General features: G+C 72.7%; 14 protein-coding genes and 1 riboswitch. Of the genes, 5 read left to right on the top strand and 9 right to left on the bottom strand.

Going from position 1 to position 17382, the window contains the following annotated elements:
• Nucleotides 1-76: 76 nt before the first annotated feature.
• The 4 genes from D7D94_RS12195 to D7D94_RS14505 form a co-directional block, all read right to left on the bottom strand.
• A complete protein-coding gene (locus D7D94_RS12195) occupies nucleotides 77-1075 on the bottom strand; it encodes an aldo/keto reductase (protein WP_156243449.1) in 999 nt (332 codons plus the stop codon).
• 49 nt (nucleotides 1076-1124) lie between these two features.
• Nucleotides 1125-1910 carry an energy-coupling factor transporter transmembrane component T family protein gene (locus tag D7D94_RS12190; RefSeq protein WP_156242879.1) on the bottom strand — a complete coding sequence of 262 codons (786 nt, stop codon included), beginning with the start codon at nucleotides 1908-1910 and terminating at the stop codon, nucleotides 1125-1127.
• On the bottom strand, nucleotides 1907-3379 hold the full coding sequence (locus tag D7D94_RS12185) for an ABC transporter ATP-binding protein (RefSeq protein ID WP_246171796.1): 1473 nt from the start codon (nucleotides 3377-3379) through the stop codon (nucleotides 1907-1909). Before D7D94_RS12185 ends, D7D94_RS12190 begins: the two co-directional genes overlap by 4 nt.
• Nucleotides 3376-4020 carry an ECF transporter S component gene (locus tag D7D94_RS14505; RefSeq protein WP_246171795.1) on the bottom strand — a complete coding sequence of 215 codons (645 nt, stop codon included), beginning with the start codon at nucleotides 4018-4020 and terminating at the stop codon, nucleotides 3376-3378. Before D7D94_RS14505 ends, D7D94_RS12185 begins: the two co-directional genes overlap by 4 nt.
• A riboswitch (TPP riboswitch) is annotated at nucleotides 4012-4122 on the bottom strand. Its footprint overlaps the gene before it by 9 nt.
• A gap of 66 nt (nucleotides 4123-4188) precedes the next feature.
• On the opposite strand from D7D94_RS14505, the gene D7D94_RS12180 reads away from it, so the two are divergent.
• The gene (locus D7D94_RS12180) at nucleotides 4189-5571 is read left to right on the top strand and encodes a D-alanyl-D-alanine carboxypeptidase family protein (RefSeq protein ID WP_156242877.1); all 1383 of its coding nucleotides are present in this window, start codon (nucleotides 4189-4191) and stop codon (nucleotides 5569-5571) included.
• 21 nt (nucleotides 5572-5592) lie between these two features.
• Here D7D94_RS12180 and D7D94_RS12175 read toward each other — a convergent pair whose 3' ends face one another.
• On the bottom strand, nucleotides 5593-9048 hold the full coding sequence (locus tag D7D94_RS12175) for a bifunctional proline dehydrogenase/L-glutamate gamma-semialdehyde dehydrogenase (protein WP_156242876.1): 3456 nt from the start codon (nucleotides 9046-9048) through the stop codon (nucleotides 5593-5595).
• A 99-nt stretch (nucleotides 9049-9147) separates the two neighbouring features.
• On the opposite strand from D7D94_RS12175, the gene D7D94_RS12170 reads away from it, so the two are divergent.
• Nucleotides 9148-10035, top strand: a complete 888-nt coding sequence (locus D7D94_RS12170) for a LysR family transcriptional regulator (protein WP_343032135.1) — start codon at nucleotides 9148-9150, stop codon at nucleotides 10033-10035.
• 98 nt (nucleotides 10036-10133) lie between these two features.
• Entirely contained in the window at nucleotides 10134-11123 is a 990-nt protein-coding gene (locus D7D94_RS12165; protein ID WP_246171945.1) for a nuclease-related domain-containing protein, read from the top strand.
• On the opposite strand, the gene D7D94_RS12160 is transcribed toward D7D94_RS12165, so the two are convergent.
• Nucleotides 11108-12013 (bottom strand): aminotransferase class IV, encoded by a 906-nt coding sequence (locus tag D7D94_RS12160; RefSeq protein ID WP_156242874.1) that lies wholly within the window; start codon nucleotides 12011-12013, stop codon nucleotides 11108-11110. The two genes, D7D94_RS12165 and D7D94_RS12160, sit on opposite strands and share 16 nt — an antisense overlap.
• Nucleotides 12014-12064: 51 nt before the next feature.
• A complete protein-coding gene (locus D7D94_RS12155; RefSeq protein ID WP_173024325.1) occupies nucleotides 12065-13717 on the bottom strand; it encodes an HNH endonuclease signature motif containing protein in 1653 nt (550 codons plus the stop codon).
• A gap of 222 nt (nucleotides 13718-13939) precedes the next feature.
• Here D7D94_RS12155 and D7D94_RS14565 point away from each other — a divergent pair, with 222 nt between their 5' ends.
• Nucleotides 13940-14104 (top strand): RidA family protein, encoded by a 165-nt coding sequence (locus tag D7D94_RS14565; RefSeq protein ID WP_425486972.1) that lies wholly within the window; start codon nucleotides 13940-13942, stop codon nucleotides 14102-14104.
• Here D7D94_RS14565 and D7D94_RS12145 read toward each other — a convergent pair.
• Together D7D94_RS12145 and D7D94_RS12140 are read right to left on the bottom strand one after the other, a co-directional pair.
• Nucleotides 14097-15428: a 6-phospho-beta-glucosidase gene (locus D7D94_RS12145; protein ID WP_156242872.1), complete on the bottom strand. Its 1332-nt coding sequence runs from the start codon at nucleotides 15426-15428 to the stop codon at nucleotides 14097-14099. The two genes, D7D94_RS14565 and D7D94_RS12145, sit on opposite strands and share 8 nt — an antisense overlap.
• Nucleotides 15425-16174, bottom strand: a complete 750-nt coding sequence (locus D7D94_RS12140) for a DeoR/GlpR family DNA-binding transcription regulator (protein ID WP_156242871.1) — start codon at nucleotides 16172-16174, stop codon at nucleotides 15425-15427. Before D7D94_RS12140 ends, D7D94_RS12145 begins: the two co-directional genes overlap by 4 nt.
• A gap of 136 nt (nucleotides 16175-16310) precedes the next feature.
• Here D7D94_RS12140 and D7D94_RS12135 point away from each other — a divergent pair, with 136 nt between their 5' ends.
• Nucleotides 16311-17381: a carbohydrate kinase family protein gene (locus tag D7D94_RS12135; RefSeq protein WP_156242870.1), complete on the top strand. Its 1071-nt coding sequence runs from the start codon at nucleotides 16311-16313 to the stop codon at nucleotides 17379-17381.
• The last annotated feature ends 1 nt before the right edge of the window (nucleotide 17382 follow it).

The following is a 17382-nucleotide window of genomic DNA, read 5'->3' as shown; positions in this document are numbered from 1 at the left end:
TTCGAGACCGCGCCCCGCGTCGGGCGCGCTTCCGGCCATCCTGCCAGTCCCGCCCGCCGAGCCGCCGTCCGGCGCCTCACCAGCGGGGGTGGATGGCCTCCCGCAGGCGCGCGTCGTAGATGCGGCGGACGCCGGACTCGAACGCCTCGCCGAGCGGCGGCACCGCACCGGCCGCCGCGTTGCCCTGCGCCTGCGCGACCGACCGCGCGCCGGGGATGACCGTGCTGATCCCGGGCTGCTGCCAGAGCCACGCGATAGCGGCCTGCGCGGGCGTCACGCCCTCCGGCGCGTGCTCGCGGACGAGCGCGGCGAACTCCTGCGCAGCCGCGACGCCGGTCGCGAAGTCCACGCCCGAGAACGTCTCGCCGACGTCGAACGCCTCGCCCGCGCGGTTGTACGTGCGGTGGTCGTCGGCCGCGAACGTCGTCGACTCGTCGTAGCGGCCCGACAGCAGTCCCGATGCCAGCGGCACCCGCGCGATCACGCCGACGCCGGCTTCCTGGGCGGCGGGGAGGACCTCGTCGAGCGGCTTCAGCCGGAAGGCGTTGACGATGATCTGCACGGTGGCCACGTTCGGTCGCGCGATGGCGGTGAGGGCCTCGTCGACCGTCTCGACGCTCACGCCGTAGTGCGCGATGGCACCGCGCTCCACGAGCGCGTCGAGGGCGTCGAACACGGCATCCGACGCGTAGACCGCCGTCGGCGGGCAGTGCAGCTGCACGAGATCGAGCGTGTCGACGCCGAGGTTCCGACGCGAGCGGTCGGTCCAGGCGCGGAAGTTCTCGGCCGAGTAGTTCTCCGGCTCCTGCGCGAGCCGCCGGCCCATCTTCGTCGCCACGGTCACCTCGCCGCGGAGGCCGCGCTCGTCGAGGAAGCGGCCGATGATCTGCTCGCTGCGGCCGTCGCCGTACACGTCGGCGGTGTCGAAGAGCGTGACGCCGCCGTCGACCGCGGCGGACAGCACGTCGAGCGCGTCCGCCTCCGACACGTCGCCCCAGTCGGCGCCGAGCTGCCACGTGCCGAGCCCCACGACCGAGACCTCACGTCCCGTCCGTCCGAGAGTCCTGTGCTGCATCATGCGCCTTTCGTCACTGGTCGCCGCCGCTGTCGATCATGCCACCGGTTCAGAGCGCGAGGACGAAGGTCCACGTTCCCGCCGCGACGGCCGCGGCGACCGAGACCGTCGCGATCGCGACGAAGAGCAGCACGAGCAGCCCGTCCCGCGGGCGCACGCGCGACGGGCGCGCCCACGTGCGGACTCCCGGGGCGCCGAAGCCGCGCGCCTCCATCGCCGTCGCCAGCTTGGATCCGCGGCGGATGGCCAGCACGAACAGCGCGAACGTCTGCCCCGCGAAGCGCCGCAGCCGCCCGGTGTCGGCGACGCCGCGCGCGCGTCGCGCGAGGCCGAGCTCACGCCAGTCCTCGACGAGGAGCCCGACGAGCCGCAGCCCCGCGAGCGCGCCGAGGACGAACCGCGCGGGCAGTCGCAGGATCTGCGCGAGCGCGTCGGCGAGGTCGGTCGGGTCGGTGGTCGCGAAGAGCACGACGGAGGGCACGGCGATCGCCAGCACGCGCAGCAGGATGGCCAGGGCGAGCGTGAGCGACCCGTCGCTGACCCGCAGAAGGCCCCACTCCAGATACGTCGTGCCGCTCTGGCGGCCGTACAGCGACGTCGCGACACACGCGATGAGCGCGGACGCCGCGATCGGCCACAGCCGCAGCCACAGGTCGCGCATCGGCAGGCGGGCGAACGGCAGCAGCACGAGCGTCAGCGCGAGCGAGACGCCGGCCGAGACGGGATCGATCGACAGCAGCAGCGCGATCCCGAGGACGAGCGCGGCGGCGAGCTTGGCGAGCGCGTTCACGCGTCCGAGCGGCGACTCGCGCACATCGAGCACGACGAGGCTCATGACGCACCCGCGAGGGGCACGGCGCCGAGCGCGAGCACGTCGTCGGCGAGAGCCGAGACGAGCGGATGGTCGTGGGTCACGACGACGAGTCCGGTCCCGCCGGCGCGGACGTCGTCGAGGAGAGCCGCGAGCTCCCGCCAGGTGCGCGCGTCCTGCCCGTACGTGGGCTCATCGAGGACGAGGACGCGGGGCCGCGTCATCAGCGAGGCGGCCACCGTGAGGCGGCGCTTCTCGCCCCCCGACAGGGTGAACGGGTTGACGTCGGCGAGCGCGGTCAGCCGCAGCCGCTCGAGCAGCTCGTCGACCGTGCGCGCGACCGCGGCGGGATCGGTCTTGAGCGCCCGGGGGCCGACCTCGAGCTCCGCGCGCACGGACGCGGTGAGGAGCTGGTGCTCGGGCGACTGGAACAGCATCCCGATGCGGGTGAGCAGCTGCCGCGACGACCACCGGTGCGGGGCGGTGTGCGCGGACCCGGCGAGCTCCGCCGTGGCGGTCAGCGTGCCGTCGACGGGGGGCAGCAGACCGGAGAGCGTGGCCGCGAGCGTCGACTTGCCGGCGCCGTTCGGCCCGACGACGGCGAGAGCGCGGCCGGAGGAGACGACCGCGTCGATCTCGGCGGCGACCGCGAGCGGCTCGCGCGCACCGAAGGCTCGGCGGCCGACCGTGAGGGAGCGGGCGTGGAGCAGCACGGTCCCCTCCTCGCGCGGGACGGTGCGCGGCACGTCGGGGACGACCCCGGGCACCCACACGCCCGCCGCCGTCAGCTCGCGCTCGTGCCGGGCGAAGACATCGGCGGGGCGCCCGTCGGCGAGCAGGCCGCCGTCGGGTGCGAGCACGATGACGCGATCGACGTGATCGACCCAGAGCTCCACGCGGTGCTCGACGACGACGAGGGTGGCGCCGGACTGCGCGGCGGCTGCGACCACCGCATCGCGCACGTCGAGGGCGCCGGCGGGGTCGAGGTTCGCCGTCGGCTCGTCGAGCAGCAGCAGCTGCGGCGCCATGGCGAGCGCGCCGGCGAGTGCGAGGCGCTGCTTCTGCCCGCCGGAGAGGGCCGAGGTGGAGTGGTCGAGCGGCAGGTGGAGTCCGACCGACGCGAGCGCCCGCGGCACCCGGCGCCAGATCTCCTCGCGCGGGACGCCGAGGTTCTCGCACGCGAACGCGACGTCATCGCCGACGCGGGCGAGCACCACCTGGGCGTCGGGGTCCTGCAGCACGAGACCGGCGCGGCCACGGGCATCCGCCGGTCGGACGCCGTCGACGAGCAGGTCGCCGACGGCGGTGCCGTCCTCCTCGTCGCCGAGCACCCCGGCGAGTCCGCGCAGCAGCGTGGACTTGCCCGAGCCGCTCGCGCCGAGGAGCAGCACCCGCTCCCCCGGCGGGATGACGAGGTCGACGCCGGACACCGCCCAGCGGCTGCGGCCGGCATGACGCCAGCCCCAGCCGCGGGCGTCGACGCGGGCCGTCACGCTGCTCCGGTCGCCCCGCGCCCTGCCGTCCGCAGCTCGCGGCCCGAGGCGAACCGGTCGAGCGCCCCCGTCGCCGCGAGCGCGCGCGTGATGAGGTACGACAGCAGACCGGCGATCACGATGCCGGAGACGACCGCCGCGACGAAGTAGATCGTGCGGGCCTCGAACGCGTAAGCCGCGATCGACGAGAAGTTCGTGTCGAGGATGCCGACGGCGACGCCGGCGAGGGCGCCGGAGAGCAGCGCTCCCGTGATGCGCCAGCTCGAGTACGCGAGGATCGCGAAGCCGAGCTCGGCGCCGATGCCCTGCACGATGCCCCAGATGAGGGTCGTGAAGCCCCACTGGGTGCCGACGAGCATGGAGACGACGGCCGCCACGACCTCGGCGTAGAGCGCGGCGCCCGGCTTGCGGATGACGAGACCTCCCAGGACGCCGGCGAACAGCCATCCGCCCGACAGGAGGCCCGACAGACCGGGCGTGAACGACAGCAGGCTGTCGAGGGCGGGCCAGGCCTGGCCCCACAGCCAGAACACGACGCCGGACGCGACGCCGATGACGCTCGCGACGACGATGTCGACGACGCGCCACGAGGAGCGGCGCCGTGCGGCAGGTGTCTGGGTTCCGGAAACGGACGCGGACATTCGTTCTCCTTCCTTCGCCGGCATGACCCGGATCAGGTTCGACGGTCGACGCGCGGCTCGCGTCCTCTCAGTCCGGCTCGGCGGACTCCCGTGTGATGTGCGGCCGATTCTAGTCGCATGCGCTCATCGGCGCCGCATCGTCCGGGCGCGAACCGGTAGCGTAGGCAGGTGCCCTCCGACGACACCCCGGCCCGCGAGCCCGCCGCCGAAGCGACGCTGCTCACGGCCCTGGGATGGGTGGACCCCGACACGGTGGCCGCGATGCCGGCCGCCGGCCCGCTCAGCACGAGCCGCCTCGTTCCCGTCGAGCCCTCGCTGCTGCCGCCGCGACGGCATCACCGCGTGTGGCTCGGCCCCGCCGCGACCGCCGGAGCGCTCGCCCTCGCGTACGTCGCAGGCTGCGGTCTCTGGCCGCTGACCGAGGCCGCGCCGACGATCTCCGACCTCACCGTCGAGACGCCGATCGGCGAGGAGTTCCCGGTCACCTGGCCGGCGGACGGCAGCGCGGCCCTCGCCGCGGTCGGCGGGCCGGGAGGTCCGATCTCGTCGAACGACGAGGTGCTGCCGATGGCCAGCATCACCAAGGTGATCACGGCGCTCATGATCATCGAGCGCGCGCAGCTCGAGCCGGGCGAGGATGGCCCCTCGTACGCGTTCACGCAGGCCGACAGCGACGAGTACTGGACGTACCTCTACGCGCAGGAGTCCTCTCTCGACGTGCCCGTCGACGGCACGCTGACCCTGCAGCAGATGCTGCAGGGCGTGCTCCTCGGCTCGGCCAACAACTACATCGACCGGCTCGTCGACGAGATGTGGGGCACACAGGAGGCCTGGCTCGTGGACGCACGGGTGTGGCTCGACGAGCACGACCTCACCGGCATCACGGTGACGGATCCCAGCGGCATCGACCCCGGGAACGTCGCCGACACGCGCTCGCTCATCTCGCTCGCCGACATCGCGATGCAGAACCCGGTGCTCGCATCGATCGTCGCGGAGAAGTCGGTGACGCTGCCCGGAGCGGGAGTCGTCCCCAACTCGAACCCCCTGATCGACGACGAGGGCGTGGTGGGCCTCAAGACCGGCTCGCTCTGGTCGACGGGCACGCCCTACTGGAACCTCCTTGCCGTGAAGAACGTCACGATCGGCCAGACGACCGTCACCCTGTACTCCGCGGTGATCGGCCAGCCCGACGAGGAGAGCCGCGAGACCGTGAGCCGCAGCCTCCTCGAGCAGCTGGAGGAGGGCATCCAGCTCACCACCGCCGTCGCCCCCGATGTGCCCGTCGCGCATGTGCGCACCCCGTGGGGCGCGCAGAGCACGATCGTCACCGCCGACGAGGCCGAGGTGATCTCGTGGCAGGGCGTGGCGCCCGCCACCGACCCCGACTACGACGTCGAGGTCGGTGCCGAGGCCGGCGACGTGGTCGGGACCCTCACCGTTCAGGGCGGGCTCGATGACACATCGGTCGACCTCGCCCTCACCGACGACGTGCCGGCGCCGTCGTTCTGGTGGCGTCTGACGCACCCGCTCACCCTGCTCGGCCTGGACTGAGCAGGCCCCCGCCGCATTCGCTCAGGCGTCGGCGAGGCCGGGGATCTCGTAGCGGCGCTCGTTGCCGAAGCGGTGCGCGGTGACCGACACCGCCTGCTCGTGCAGGAACGGCAGCATCTCCACGCGCCCGGCGGAGGTCACCGGACCGCCGTAGACCGCGACGTTCGGGGCGCCGTCGGTCGCGGCGATGACCTCGTCGAGCGGCGCCCCGACCAGGCGGACGCGCCCGCCGGTGCGCGCGAGGTCGCGGGCCCGTTTCGCCCACGCGTCCGCGTCATCGAAGGCGATCTCGACCCCCTCCGCGCCGAGCCAGGAGGCGACCGATGCCGGCAGCGCCACCGGCGTGCTGACGACGATCGCGGCACCGGCGCGGAGGCCGGCCGCGACGACGCGCACGAGCTCGACGACCGGACGGTCCTCGTACCGCACCGTCACGGGAACGGGCGCGTAGCGCAGCACGTTCTGCTCGAGCCGCAGGCCCTGCGCGTCGCGTGCGACGCCGAACTCGTCGGCGAACGCGGCGATGTCGGTCGCGAGGGCCGACTCCAGCCAGCCCTGGCCATCCGCCTCGCCGACGGCCGACAGCGCGCGGCGCCCGGCGCCATCCGTCTCGCCCTGCGTGCGCACCGGGGCATCGGACCAGTGGCCGAGGCCGAAGAGGTAGCTCGGGCCGCCGGCCTTGGTGCCCGCGCCGACCGACGACTTCTTCCAGCCGCCGAACGGCTGCCGTTGCACGATGGCGCCGGTGGTGCCGCGGTTGACGTAGGCGTTGCCGACGTCGATGCGCTCGAGCCAGCGGGCGATCTCCGCCTCGTCGAGGGCGTGGAGGCCGGAGGTGAGGCCGTAGTCGACCGCGCGGACGATGTCGATCGCCTCGTCGAGCGTCTCGGCGGTCATGATGCCGAGCACGGGGCCGAAGTACTCCGTGAGGTGGAACTCGCTCCCGGCCTGCACGCCCTCGCGGATGCCGGGCGTCCACATGCGCCCCTCGTCATCGAGCTTGCGCGGCTGGCGCACCCAGCGCTGACCGGGTTCGAGCTCCGTCAGCGCGCGCTGCAGCTTGCCCTCCGCGGGGCCGATCAGCGGCCCGATGCGCGAGGTGGCCTCCCAGGGCATGCCCACGGCGTAGCCCTCGACGGCGTCGATGAGCTGGCGGCGGAAGCGCTCGCTCTGCGCGACGGATCCGACGAGCACGACGAGGGATGCCGCCGAGCACTTCTGCCCCGCGTGCCCGAACGCCGAGTAGGCGACGTCCTTCGCGGCGAGATCGAGGTCCGCCGACGGCGTGACGATGATCGCGTTCTTGCCGCTCGTCTCGGCGAGGAGCGGCAGGTCGCGGCGGAACGAGCGGAAGAGCTCCGCGGTCTCGTACGCGCCGGTGAGGATGACGCGCTCGACGCTCTCGTGCGACACGAGACGGCGACCGAGGTCGTTCTCCTCGACGCGCGCGAGGTGCAGCACGTCGCGCGGGACGCCCGCCTCCCACAGCGCCTCGGCGAGCACGGCGCCGCAGCGCCGCGCCTGCGATGCGGGCTTGAGGATGACCGGTGACCCTGCGGCGAGCGCGGCGAGTGTCGAGCCGGCGGGGATGGCCACCGGGAAGTTCCACGGCGGCGTCACGACGGTGAGGCGGGCCGGGTCGAACGTCGCACCGTCGACGTCGGCGAGGTGCTGAGCGCTCTCGGCGTAGTAGTGCGCGAAGTCGATCGCCTCGGAGACCTCGGGGTCGCCCTGTTCGATGACCTTGCCGCACTCCGAGCCCATGACCTCGAGGAGATCGGCGCGGTGCGCCTCGAGCACGTCGCCCGCGCGATGCAGGATGGCCGCGCGTCCGTCGGGGCCGAGCGCGCGCCATCCCTCGCCCGCGGCGAGCGCGTCGGCGACCATCGCGTCGACCTCGTCGAGGGTGCGGAGGGTGTGCTGTGCGAGCGTCTCCTCGCCGAGCGTGGAGTGCTCCATGCGCGAGCGGATGACGGTGGCCCATTCGCGGTTGCCCGCGATGCTCGGGGCGCTGTCCGGGGTGTTGCGGAAGCCGTCGCGCGGCCCCTCGGGCTGCGGCTCCCGCCGATCCTGCACGCGGTTCGGCTTCGGCAGGTCGTGCGGGATGAGGTCGATCGAGGTGAGGAAGCGCTCCTTCTCGCGATCGAAGAGCGCGGGGTCGGCATCGAGGTCGAACACCGCCGACATGAAGTTCTCGTGGCTCGCTCCCTCCTCGAGCCGCCGGATGAGATAGGCGATCGCGACGTCGAACTCCCGCGGGTGCACGACGGGCGTGTAGAGCAGCAGCGAGCCGACGTCGCGGCGGACGACGGCGGCCTGCGCCGTGGCCATCCCCAGCAGCATCTCGAATTCGACGCCCCGGCCATCCGCGATGCCGCGCTTCTTGGCGAGCAGCCAGGCGAGGGCGATGTCGAAGAGGTTGTGACCGGCGATGCCGAGGCGGACGTTCGCGATGCGCTCGGGGTGGAGCGCGTAGTCGAGCACGGCCTTGTACGACGCGTCGGTGTGCTGCTTGCTCTGCCACGTCGCGAGCGGCCAGCCATGGGTCTCGGCGTCGACCTGCTCCATGGGAAGGTTCGCGCCCTTCACGACGCGCACCTTGATGGCGGCCCCGCCGCGCTGGACGCGCTCCTGCGCCCATTCCTGCAGGCGCATCATCGCGCCGAGGGCATCGGGGAGATATGCCTGGAGAACGATGCCGGCCTCGAGGCCGAGGAACTCCGGGCGCTCGAGGAGCCGCATGAAGACCGCGAGCGTGAGGTCGAGGTCCTTGTACTCCTCCATGTCGAGGTTGATGAAGGTGCCGTTGGCCTTCGCCGTCTCATACAGCGGCGCGAGGGCGTCGACCGCGTGCGTGACGGCCTCCTCAAACGCCCACGGGCTGTGCGGCGCGACCGTCGACGAGACCTTGATGGAGACGTAGTCGACGTCGTCGCGCTCGAGGAGACGGCGGGTGCCGGAGAGGCGGCGGTCGGCCTCGCGCTGACCGAGGATGGCTTCGCCGAGCAGGTTCACGTTGAGCTGCACGCCCTCGCCGCGGAGTTCGGCGAGGGTCTTCCCGAGCTTCTCGTCGCGCGCGTCGACGATGAGGTGACGCACCATCTGGCGCAGCACCACGCGGCTCGCGGGCACGACGACGCCCGGCAGCGCCGGCGCGAACGCACCGCCCAGGCGGATGAGCCCGCGCAGCGGCGCGGGGAGGAAGCGCGGGATGAGCGGGACGAGGTTCGCGAGGTTCCGCGCGGCGACGCGCGTGTCCTCGGGGCGGACGACGCCGTCGACGAAGCCGACCGTGAAGGCGAGGCCGTTCGGGTCGCGGAGGACGCCGGCGAGGTTCTTCGCCGAGGCGTCGACCTTCTCGTCCCGCGCGGCGGCGAGCCAGGTGCGCACCTGGGCGATGGCCGCCTCGGCGAGCTGCCGGTCGATGCCGGGCAGGGGTTCCGAGGTGGCGGCGGATGACGGAGCGACGGTGGTCATGACGAGGTCTTTCTCGAGAGGGTCGTCTCCAGTGTGCGCTCGTGGACTCCACGGGAAAAGGCCGTTTCCTCGCGTCTGACTCTTCGATATCTTCGAACGATGGTCGCGTTGTGGAACGGACGAGGTCTGCTGCTCCTGCACGAGCTGCGCATGCGGGGCACGATCGCTGCGGTCGCCGCCGCGCTGAACTACAGCGCCTCGACGATCTCGCACCAGCTGCGGCAGCTGGAGCGCGAGGTCGGCGTCGATCTGCTCGCACCGGAAGGCCGGGGGCTGCGGCTCACCTCGGCCGGCGAGGCGGTGGCGCGTCATGCCCAGGGGATGCTCGCCGCCCAGGAGTCCCTGCACGGCGATCTCGCCACGCTCGCGCCGTCGGCGGCTCCGCTGCGGATCGCGGCGCTGCAGACCAGCGCGCGCACGCTCATCCCCCGCATGCTCGACGCGCTTCCCGGATATCGGGTGGAGGTGATCGTCACGCCGCCGGAGCACGGGCTGTTCGAGACGGAGGCGGGCGCCTTCGACCTGGCCATGGCGGAGCAGTACCCGGGCCATACGCGCCCGCATCGCGCGGGACTCGACCGGGAGCTGCTCGGGCGCGACCCGATCCGCCTCGCCGTGGGCGCGAGGAGCGGGGTGCGCGCACTCGGCGAGGCGCGGGAGGCGGCGTGGGTGATGGAGCCGGAGGGCACGGCCGCGCGCGCGTGGACCGTGCAGCAGTGCCGCGCCGCCGGCTTCGAGCCCGACGTGCGCTACGAGGCGACCGACCTGTCCGCCCACCTGCGCCTCATCGCCGCGGGGCACGCGGTCGGACTCATCCCCGGCCTCGCTCTGGCGGCCGAGGAGGCGGAGCTGCGTCTGATCGATCTGCCCGGCGCGCCGCGGCGCGATGTCTTCACCGCCGCACGTCTCTCCGCCCGCGCGCTGCCCGGCGTGCGGGCAGCGCGCGCGGCCCTGGCGGACGCGTTCGCCGCTCTTCCCCAGACGTGATCGGCGGCACGGCGAAGATCTTTCAGGACGCAGTCCACGATCTCCGGAACGCCGCCGCTCGGATGGCCGTCTGATGTGATGAGGTGGCTCGCGTGGATATGACGCAGTGGCTCTGGGTGGCGTGCGCGGTGGCGGCGGTGCTGCTCATCGCGGTGGTGGTGCTTCTGGTCGTGATGCGCCGCGACCGGAAGCGGACGGCGCAGCGCATCGACGAGATCGAGGCGACGCACGCGACCGAGGTGGGCGAGCAGAACCGCACGCATGAGGAGCAGGTCGCGAGCCTCGCGCAGAATCACGAGCGTCAGGTCGTCGCGCTGTCCGACGAGCACGATCGCGAGGTCGAGCGCATGCGCTCCGACGTGCGCAACTCGCAGGACGTCGCTCGCCGCGCGCGGGAGACCCTCGCCACGGGCCTCAAGTGGGAGGCGGCCTCGCGCCGTCTGATCCTGCGGGTCTGCGAGCAGCTCGGCCTGCGCGGGAGCCTCCTCACCAACGTCGTGTTCATGCCGGACGAGGGGTCCCCGGCGAGCTTCGTCACGCAGGTGGACCACGTCCTGCTGCTCGACGGCGCGCGCGTGGTGATCGAGAACAAGCGCTGGCAGGGGATCCTCTTCGACGGGGTGCGGCCATCCGAGGTGCACCCCGATTTCGGCAAGCTCATCGACGAGACGAGCCTCGGCGAGCGCTTCGCCCTGCAGCTGCGCAGCGATCGCGAAGCGTCGTCGATCTCGATCCACCGGCACGTCGGCGAGCGGTCGCCCGTGGTGCAGGTGCGGCGCCACGCGCAGCAGCTGTCCCGGTTCGTGGAGGAGGAGATCTCCGAGCCCATCTGGTTCGACACCTGCGTGCTGTACTCGCACGAGACGGCCGAGGCGCACCTCAAGCAGAAGGACCAGACCGCCGGCGGTGCGACGACGTGGGTCGTCGCAGGCGCGGCAGGGCTCGAGGAGTGCCTGAGCGTGCTCGCCGGACGCCCGACGAGCGAGGACATGCAGCGCGACAACGCCGCGGTGTTCCGGACGCTCGCCGCGCTGGGTGCCGACGCGACGACCTTCGGGAGCGACCCGGTCGATCAGCCGGGGGCGTGATCGCGCGTCCAGGCGTCGATGGCGTCTCGCTCGGTCTGCATGAAGGCGTTGATCGCGTCGGTCCGGGCGCGGTCGTGCGCGATCGGATGGCCGTCGACCGCCGTCACGGACTGGACGAACGAGCCGCCCATCATCCACACCTGATCCGCGCGGAGGAGCCGATCGGCGGCGATGTCCTCGTACGAGGTCTGCAGACCGTTCAGTGCCGCCCAGGCGAACACCTCGACCTGGGTCGTGCCGTGCAGGATGCCGATGCGCGGGTGCGGCGTCACCACGCGGTCGCCCTCGCGCAGCACGATCGATGACTGCGGACCCTCCAGTAGGAACCCGTCGCGCGTGACGAAGACGGCGTTCTGCACTCCGCGCCGCTCGTACTCGCGCCGCGCGGCCATGTTCGGCGCGTAGGACAGCGTCTTCGCCCCGACCAGGAGCCAGGGCGCGCGCTGCGCGGAGTCGCGCATGAGCTCCCGCTCGAGCGTCGCGATCGCGACCTCGGGCCTCTTCCGCGCGGAGGCGGCGCCGACCACCGCGAACACCGTGGGAACCTCATCCGGCCCGCCGCGCGTGACGATCACCTTGATGTGAGCCTCGGTCACTCGGCTGTGTCGGATGGCCGCGGCCGCGAATGCATGGAGGGCGCGGGGGTTCGGCAGCGGGAGCTCCAGCGCGGCCGCCGACTGCCGCAGCCGCCGCGTGTGCAGATGCCAGGCGAGGGGGACGCCGCCCACGACGGTCGTCGCTTCGAACACCCCGTCGCCGCGCATGAGACCGGCGTCGAACACCGACACCGTCGCATGCTCCGCGTCGATGGCCCGGATGTCGGGCTCGCCCTCGAAGGAATCGTCGAGCAGCTGATCAGCCCGACCGAAGTAGACCGCGACGTCGCTCATGCGATCACGCTAGCGCCCGAACCCCGCGGACACCCCCTGTTCCGGGCGCGGTCATATCCGCTGGCGGATCTTCGCGTGCAGCCGCGTCGTGGAGGTGGGGGCGGGCCGGTAGCGGTGGTGTCGGTCGATCCAGTTCGGGGCGGCGACGTAGGGGGCGCCGTTTCGCATCTGGATGTCCCAGCCGGACTGCTCGAGGTGATGGTGATGCCACCAGCACAGCAGCACCCCGTTGTCGGTGCTGGTCGCGCCGCCCAGGGCGTGGTCCTGGACGTGGTGGATCTCGCACCATGCGGCGGGGATCGTGCACCCGGGGATGATGCACCCACCGTCCCGGGCGACGATCGCCTTCCGCTGCGTGGCGGTGAAGATGCGCTGCACGCTAATGAGGGACAGGATCCTCCCGGAGGGGCTGAAGACGGCCCGGAGGATGTCGCCGCTGCACCCGATCCGCCGGGCGACGGACACCGGCACCGCCCGGGAGGCCCCGTCGAGATGCGCGATGCCGTGCCCGGAGCGACTCGGCGGCGCCGGCGGCCATGGCTCCTCGTCCCCCACGGGCCCGTCGTCGGATGGGGCGGACGCAAGGTCCTGCTGCGCGACGTGAACCATCACCGTGGGGGCAGCGCCGCCGAGCGTGGGCGTCTCGGCCGCTCGCGACGCGGCCTGGATCATCGCAGTGAACGCGTCGTGGCGCTTCTGCCCGGCCGTGCGGGGGTCGTGGACGATCTCGTTCGCTGCCCAGGCCGCATCGCCCTGGTCCTCGGGTGGGATCCCGTCGAGGAATCCGCCATCGGCGGGGCCCGCCGAGGCCCCGTCTGTCGCATCGCCGTCGCTGGCGCCTGGTCCATCGTCACGCGCGTCGGGGGCGAAGGCGACGTTGCGCGCGGGATTGGTGTGCGCGGACAGCAGCATCTGCAGCAGCGCACCCGTCTCGGGAACGAGCGTCCCGTTCACGCGGAAGGCCCCGTTGGGCAGTTCGGTGACCGTCAGCGTCCGAGCCTTCATCGTGTGCTCGTGGTCGGCGTCGGGATCGATGCCGTCGGCGGTGAGCACGTCCACCCACGCATCCGCGTGCGCCTTCACCACGCTCCAGGGCACCACGCTTCCGGTGTCATCGCCCAATGCGCCGAGCGCTTTCGGAGGGGTGGCGTCATCGAGGCCGGAGTCGATGGTTCCGGTGGCGATGCCCACGAGGTGGTGCTCCATCGCTTCGACCCGGTCCCGCAGAGCCGCCGGCATCGCCCGCCGGGCGGACTCGAGGGCCTTCAGCAGCAGCCCGACGGGCTCCACCCCGATGAGGCCGGCCGCGAACGCCGCGCCGAGCACGGGGTACTCCGCCGGGAGCGGCAGCCCTGTCGCGCTCTCCCGCTCCCGAGTGCGCTCGTCGACACGCGCGCGGGCGGCGAGGGACTGCCCGGGAACGCCGGTGACGCGTTCGAGGAGCTCCCGCCCGGTCCGGCATCCGAATCCTTCCGACAGCGGGTGCTCGAGGCTCGGCTTCGACCGGCGGGACACCTCCCCCGCCGCGCGCGTGCGGAGTGCATCGACGATGCGCCCGAGCTGCTCCACTCGACCGGTCAGCCGCACCAGGTCCGCGTCCGCGACGCCCTCCACGCGCGGGAACAGGCTCCCGACCGCCGAGAGGGCGGTGTTCACCCCCGCGATGGGGTCGGTCGCTGTGACCGGGCTGGCGTCTTTGACCATGCCCTCACGATACGGGCGACCACCGACATTCCCACGCCCGATCATCGAACATAGGAAGCAGTGTGCATAACTCGTCGACACACGCCGCCGCCCGCCGTCCTGTACACACTGTGACCGCCTCGTCGGCGAGGACAACGAGCCTGCTGAGCGCTTGACATAAGCGAAAGAGTAAACTGGACATCCGCGCTCCACGAGGCCGCACCGGTCCGTCAGACCGGACCCATGCCATCCGCTGTTCGCCTCGTCCGCTCCCCGGCGGGAGCGACGCTCGAGGACGTCCTCAGCACGCGCGTCATCGTCGCGTCGTCGGACCAGGTCGATCTCATCGCCGCCTGGGAGGTGGTGCGCGACGCGTTCGGCTCCCCCGACGCCCCCGACGTCAGCTGAGCAGTCGGTCGATCTCCGGGAACTTCGCCGTGTACCGCGCGAGCAGCTGCTCGGCGATCGCCACCGAGTCGACCAGCGGATGGGCGGCGAACGCGCGCCAGGCGAGCGACCGCGACCCCTCGCGCGCAGCGGCGATCACCAGACGCTCGGCGGCCTTGACGGGCGCGATGAGGCCGAGCATCTCGGAGGAGAGGGGAGCGATCGGCAGCGGATGGACACCATCCGCATCGACTCGGCAGCCGACCTCGACGACCGCGTCCTCCGGCAGCTGCGGAACCAGTGCGCCATTGCGGACGTTGAGGATCATCGTCGCGGGCCGCCCGGTCGACAGCGCGGCCATGAGGTCGAGCGCGACGCGCTGGTACCCGCCGCCGTCGACGTCCGCCGCGTGCCGCTCCTCGTCCGATTCCCGGCTCTCGGCCATGTAGCTGGCCTCGCGCTCGTGCCGCACACGGAGCCACGACGCCAGCGGATCCGCCCCCGGCTCCTGGAAGAACGCCGACTGCTGGCGATCCAGGAACTCGCCCCGGGTCTCGTCCGCCGACCGGATGCGCTCACGCGCCTCGCGGGCGAAGTAGTAGTAGAAGAGGTACTCGTTCGGCAGCGCCCCGATCGCGCGCACCCAGTCGAACCCCATGAGGCGAGCCTCCTCGATCCCCTCGAGGGCGGCGTCCGACGCGAGCAGTCCGGGAAGCGCATCGCGGCCGTCCACGACGAGCCCGCGCAGCCATCCGAGGTGGTTCAACCCGACGTAGTCGAAGGAGACCTCCGCCTCCGCGCCCGCCCCGACCGCCTGCAGCGCGCGACGGATGAGCCCGATCGGGGTGTCGCAGATCCCCACCACGCGGTCGCCGAGCACCGCGCGCATCGCCTCCGTGACGATCCCCGCGGGGTTCGTGAAGTTGATCACCCACGCATCCGGGGCGACGTCGCGGATGGTCCGGGCCAGGTCGGTCATGAAGGGGAGCGTCCGCAGGGCGTAGGCGAGGCCGCCCGGCCCGATCGTCTCCTGACCGAGCACGCCGAGCCCGAGCGCGACGCGCTCGTCGGTCACGCGTCCGGCGGATCCGCCGATCCGCACGGCGCTGAACACGAAATCCGCACCGGCCAGGGCCTCGCGGAGGTCGGTGCTCGCGGTCACCCGCGGCGCGTGCGCGAACCGCGGCGCCAGGGCGTCGACGACCCGCCGGATGGTCTCCAGCCGCTCCGCCGACACGTCGTACAGCACCAGGTCGTCGATGCGCACGGGGGCGTCGTCGCCGGCGATGGCCTCGTAGACGCCCGGGATGCGGAACCCGCCGCCGCCGATGATCACGAGCTTCATGCGAAGAGCACCTCCACGTCGGCCTGCTGCAGCCGATCGCACGTCGCGCGATCGGCCCCGGAGTTCGTCACCACGGTCGAGAGGTCCTCCGGGCCGCAGACGCCGAGCAGCCCCGTGCCGGGGAACTTCGCCCGGTCTGCGAGCACCACCACCCGCTGCGAGGAGGCGATCATGGCGCGCTTCACCGGCACCTCCATCCCCGTCGTGTCCGCGATGGAGCCGTCGGCGCGCACGCCGCTCGTGCCGAGGAAGCAGATCGTCGCGCGGATCTGAGCGAGCGCCTGCTCGGTGAGCGCGCCCACCATGGAGTAGTAGTTCTTCCGCAGCGCGCCGCCCAGGACGATGAGCTCGACGAGATCGTCATCCCGGAGCGCGTCGATCACGGCGAGACTCGCGGTGATCACCGTGATGCGGCGGCCGCGCAGCCGCTCGGCGAGGAGCGCCGTCGTCGTGCCGATGTCGATGAGCACGACGTCGCCGTCCGCGACGAGCTCGGCCGCTCGCTCCGCGACCGCGGCCTTCTCCTCGCTCTGGTGCGCGGCGACATCCCGGAACGGCACGCGGTCGGCTTCGACGCTGCCTCCCCCGCGCACGCGGCGCAGGAGTCCGTCCGCGTCCAGGGAGTTGAGGTCGCGTCGGATGGTCGAGGGCGAGACCCCGAAATGGACCGCCAGGTCCTCCACCCGCACCTCGCCGCCCGCGCGCACCCGCTCGAGGATCTTCGCCTGCCTCGTCGCCGTCAGCATGCGCGCCATGCTAGCAGTCACGATCACGCGAATACGAGCACTTGTGCGCAGCACCGCGCATGCGCGACAGTAGGAGCGGGCGCACTCGGAAAGCGCTGCGGCGGCGCTCGACCGCCGGGCAGGAAGGAGCGGCGACGTGGCCACCACCCCGACGCACGACGTGCTCCTCGCCGGCCCGACGTTCTTCGATCTCGTCCTCGGCGGGCTCGATGCGAGCCCCGCTCCGGGCACCGAGGTCTTCGCCTCCCACCTCGACACGAGCCCCGGCGGCATCGCGAACCTGGCGGTGGCGACCGCTCGCCTCGGCCTCCGCACCGCTCTCGCCACGGCCCTCGGCGATGACGTCCACGGTCGGTGGTGCCGCAGCGTCCTCGCCGACGTGGAGGGAATCGATCTCGCCCCCGGCACGGTGGCGCCCGGGTGGGCGACGCCGCTCACCGTGTCGATCGCCCACGACGGCGATCGCGCGATGGTCACGCGCGAGGACCTCGCTCCCCCGTTCGATCCGCTCGCGAGCGGTGCGCGTGCGCGCGCCATCCTCGCCGACCTCCCCGCCCTCCGCCGCGCCGACGCCGCGGCCCGGACCGACGCCGGGGGCGACGCGTGGTGGCGGCGCGCGGTGCGAGACGGCGCCCGCGTGTTCGCCGATGCGGGATGGGACCCCGCCGGCACGTGGGACGCCGCCCTGCTCGATCCGCTCGACGCCTGCTTCGCCTTCACCCCCAATGAGCGCGAGGCTGCCGCGTACACGCGGGAGGACTCCCCGGAGCGGGCGGCACGCGTGCTCGCCGAACGCGTGCCCCTCGTCGTGGTCACCCGCGGCGCGGCGGGCGCGTTCGCGATCGACGCAGCCACGGGCGAGACCGCGGATGTCCCCGGCGTCGTCGTCGACGCACGCGACACGACCGGGGCCGGAGACGTCCTGCAGGCCGCGCTCGCCTTCGGCGTCCTGCGCGAGCTCTCCCTCGCCGACGCGGTCGCCTTCGCGGTGCTGTGCTCGGCGCTGTCGGTGGAGCAGCTGGGCGGCGCCACCGCGAGCCCCTGCTGGGGCGACATCGCCGACTGGCGCGCCGCTCACGCCGACCCGCGCTACGGCTTCGTCGACGACCTGCTCGCCGACATCCCCCGTCCCCTGCCCCACCGCGCCGACCGGCGCTTCCCGTTCGCGCGCTTCGGAGCTGAAGCGCACACCCTGAGAGGAACATGAC

It is taken from the genome of Microbacterium oryzae (assembly GCF_009735645.1).
GTDB classification, from domain to species: Bacteria; Actinomycetota; Actinomycetes; order Actinomycetales; family Microbacteriaceae; genus Microbacterium; species Microbacterium oryzae.
Note: the sequence above shows the minus strand (reverse complement) of the source record. Positions and strands in the feature narration are given on the sequence as shown.